2 rRNA genes are annotated in these 3,272 nt (G+C 53.0%); both read left to right on the top strand.

What is annotated here, in order from left to right:
- Nucleotides 1-175 precede the first annotated feature (175 nt).
- Nucleotides 176-3,055: ribosomal RNA gene (locus tag AC0Z6F_RS22495) — 23S ribosomal RNA — on the top strand.
- A gap of 125 nt (nt 3,056-3,180) precedes the next feature.
- Nucleotides 3,181-3,272 (top strand): 5S ribosomal RNA (gene rrf, locus AC0Z6F_RS22490); the annotation flags it as partial.

Here is a 3,272-nt window from a genome sequence, read left to right as displayed (position 1 = left end):
CGGTTCGTGTTCTTTTAAAACTTGTGACGTAGCGAGCGTTTGAGATGTTCTATCAGACGTGTCGTGAGGCTAAGGCGAGAGACATAAGTCTCTTTATTAATTGAGTCGTTATATTCGTATCCGGGCTTTGTACCCCCGGGTCAAATGTATAACCCAAGGCAACTTGCGGTTATATGGTCAAGCGAATAAGCGCACACGGTGGATGCCTTGGCGGTCAGAGGCGATGAAGGACGTGGCAGCCTGCGAAAAGTATCGGGGAGCTGGCAACAAGCTTTGATCCGGTAATGTCCGAATGGGGAAACCCACCCGCTTGCGGGTATCCTGCAGTGAATACATAGCTGCTGGAAGCGAACCTGGTGAACTGAAATATCTAAGTAACCAGAGGAAAAGAAATCAACCGAGATTCCGTAAGTAGCGACGAGCGAACGCGGACTAGCCCTTAAGCTGATTTGGTTCTAGGAAAATGCTCTGGAAAGAGCAGCCATAGAAGGTGATAGCCCTGTATCTGAAAGGGCCATTTCAGTGAAGACGAGTAGGGCGGGGCACGTGAAACCCTGTCTGAACATGGGGGGACCATCCTCCAAGGCTAAATACTACTGACCGACCGATAGTGAACCAGTACCGTGAGGGAAAGGCGAAAAGAACCCCGGAGAGGGGAGTGAAATAGATCCTGAAACCGTGTGCGTACAAGCAGTAGGAGCTCCGCAAGGAGTGACTGCGTACCTTTTGTATAATGGGTCAGCGACTTACTGTTCGTGGCAAGCTTAACCGTATAGGGGAGGCGAAGGGAAACCGAGTCTGATAAGGGCGCATAGTCGCGGGCAGTAGACCCGAAACCGGGTGATCTAGTCATGGCCAGGGTGAAGGTGCCGTAACAGGTACTGGAGGCCCGAACCCACGTCTGTTGCAAAAGACGGGGATGAGCTGTGATTAGGAGTGAAAAGCTAATCGAACCCGGAGATAGCTGGTTCTCCTCGAAAGCTATTTAGGTAGCGCCTCATATGTATCCTCTCGGGGGTAGAGCACTGTTATGGCTAGGGGGTCATCGCGACTTACCAAACCATTGCAAACTCCGAATACCGAGACGGACTGTATGGGAGACACACGGCGGGTGCTAACGTCCGTCGTGAAAAGGGAAACAACCCAGACCCACAGCTAAGGTCCCAAATTTTGTGCTAAGTGGAAAACCATGTGGAAAGGCACAGACAGCCAGGAGGTTGGCTTAGAAGCAGCCACCCTTTAAAGAAAGCGTAATAGCTCACTGGTCGAGTCGGTCTGCGGGGAAGATTTAACGGGGCTAAGCACAAAACCGAAGCTTGGGGTGCATAACTTTGTTATGCGCGGTAGAGGAGCGTTCCGTAAGCCGTTGAAGGTGGATTGAGAAGTCTGCTGGAGGTATCGGAAGTGCGAATGCTGACATGAGTAACGATAATGCGGGTGAAAAACCCGCACGCCGAAAGCCCAAGGTTTCCTTGCGCAACGTTAATCGGCGCAGGGTGAGTCGGCCCCTAAGGCGAGGACGAAAGTCGTAGTCGATGGAAAGCAGGTTAATATTCCTGCACCTCGCGTAAGTGCGATGGAGGGACGGAGAAGGTTAGGTGTACCAGGCGTTGGTTGTCCTGGGGAAAGGCGGTAGGTTTGGATCTTTGGCAAATCCGGGATCCTTTAAGACCGAGCACCGAGACGAGCCTTTATGGCGAAGTCACTGATACCACGCTTCCAGGAAAAGCTCCTAAGCTTCAGCTTACGCAGACCGTACCGTAAACCGACACAGGTGGGTAGGATGAGAATTCTCAGGCGCTTGAGAGAACTCGGGTGAAGGAACTAGGCAACATGGCACCGTAACTTCGGGAGAAGGTGCACCCTTTTTGGTGGCTCGTGCGAGCTATAGCTGAAGAGGGTCGCAGTAACCAGGCCGCTGCGACTGTTTATCAAAAACACAGCACTCTGCAAACACGAAAGTGGACGTATAGGGTGTGACGCCTGCCCGGTGCTGGAAGGTTAATTGATGGGGTCAGCCGCAAGGCGAAGCTCTTGATCGAAGCCCCAGTAAACGGCGGCCGTAACTATAACGGTCCTAAGGTAGCGAAATTCCTTGTCGGGTAAGTTCCGACCTGCACGAATGGCGTAACGACAGCGGCGCTGTCTCCACCCGAGACTCAGTGAAATTGAAATCGCTGTGAAGATGCAGCGTTCCCGTGGCAAGACGGAAAGACCCCGTGAACCTTTACTATAGCTTTACACTGAACGTTGAGTTCGTCTGTGTAGGATAGGTGGGAGGCTATGAAACTGTGGCGCTAGCTGCAGTGGAGCCATCCTTGAAATACCACCCTGTCGTGCTTGACGTTCTAACCTGGGCCCATTATCTGGGTCGGGGACCGTGTATGGTGGGTAGTTTGACTGGGGCGGTCTCCTCCTAAAGAGTAACGGAGGAGCTCGAAGGTACGCTCAGCGCGGTCGGACATCGCGCACTGTGTGCAAAGGCATAAGCGTGCTTGACTGCAAGATCGACGGATCAAGCAGGTAGGAAACTAGGACTTAGTGATCCGGTGGTTCTGTATGGAAGGGCCATCGCTCAACGGATAAAAGGTACTCCGGGGATAACAGGCTGATACCGCCCAAGAGTTCATATCGACGGCGGTGTTTGGCACCTCGATGTCGGCTCATCACATCCTGGGGCTGTAGTCGGTCCCAAGGGTATGGCTGTTCGCCATTTAAAGTGGTACGCGAGCTGGGTTCAGAACGTCGTGAGACAGTTCGGTCCCTATCTGCCATGGGCGTTGGAGATTTGAGAGGGGCTGCTCCTAGTACGAGAGGACCGGAGTGGACGAACCTCTGGTGTTCCGGTTGTCACGCCAGTGGCATTGCCGGGTAGCTATGTTCGGAAGCGATAACCGCTGAAAGCATCTAAGCGGGAAGCGCGCCTCAAGATGAGATCTCCCGGGGCACAAGCCCCCTGAAGGAACCATATAGACTATGTGGTTGATAGGTCAGGTGTGTAAGTACAGCAATGTATTGAGCTAACTGATACTAATGATCCGTGTGGCTTGACCATATAACCTCAAGTTGCCTTGGCTTTACGACAACGTCGTAAGAGCATCCAAGTGCACGCTACGTCACAAGAACTATGCGAGGCTGGCGCCTTGTCCTCCGGGACGAGTGCGACTCTCCAAAAGCCTCCCTGGTGAAATTAGCGCTATGGAACCACCCGATCCCATCCCGAACTCGGAAGTGAAACGTAGCTGCGCCGATGGTAGTGTGGCCTAAGCCAT

The organism is Stenotrophomonas sp. 1L-E-5-B-C3, assembly GCF_057292075.1.
Note: the sequence above shows the minus strand (reverse complement) of the source record. Positions and strands in the feature narration are given on the sequence as shown.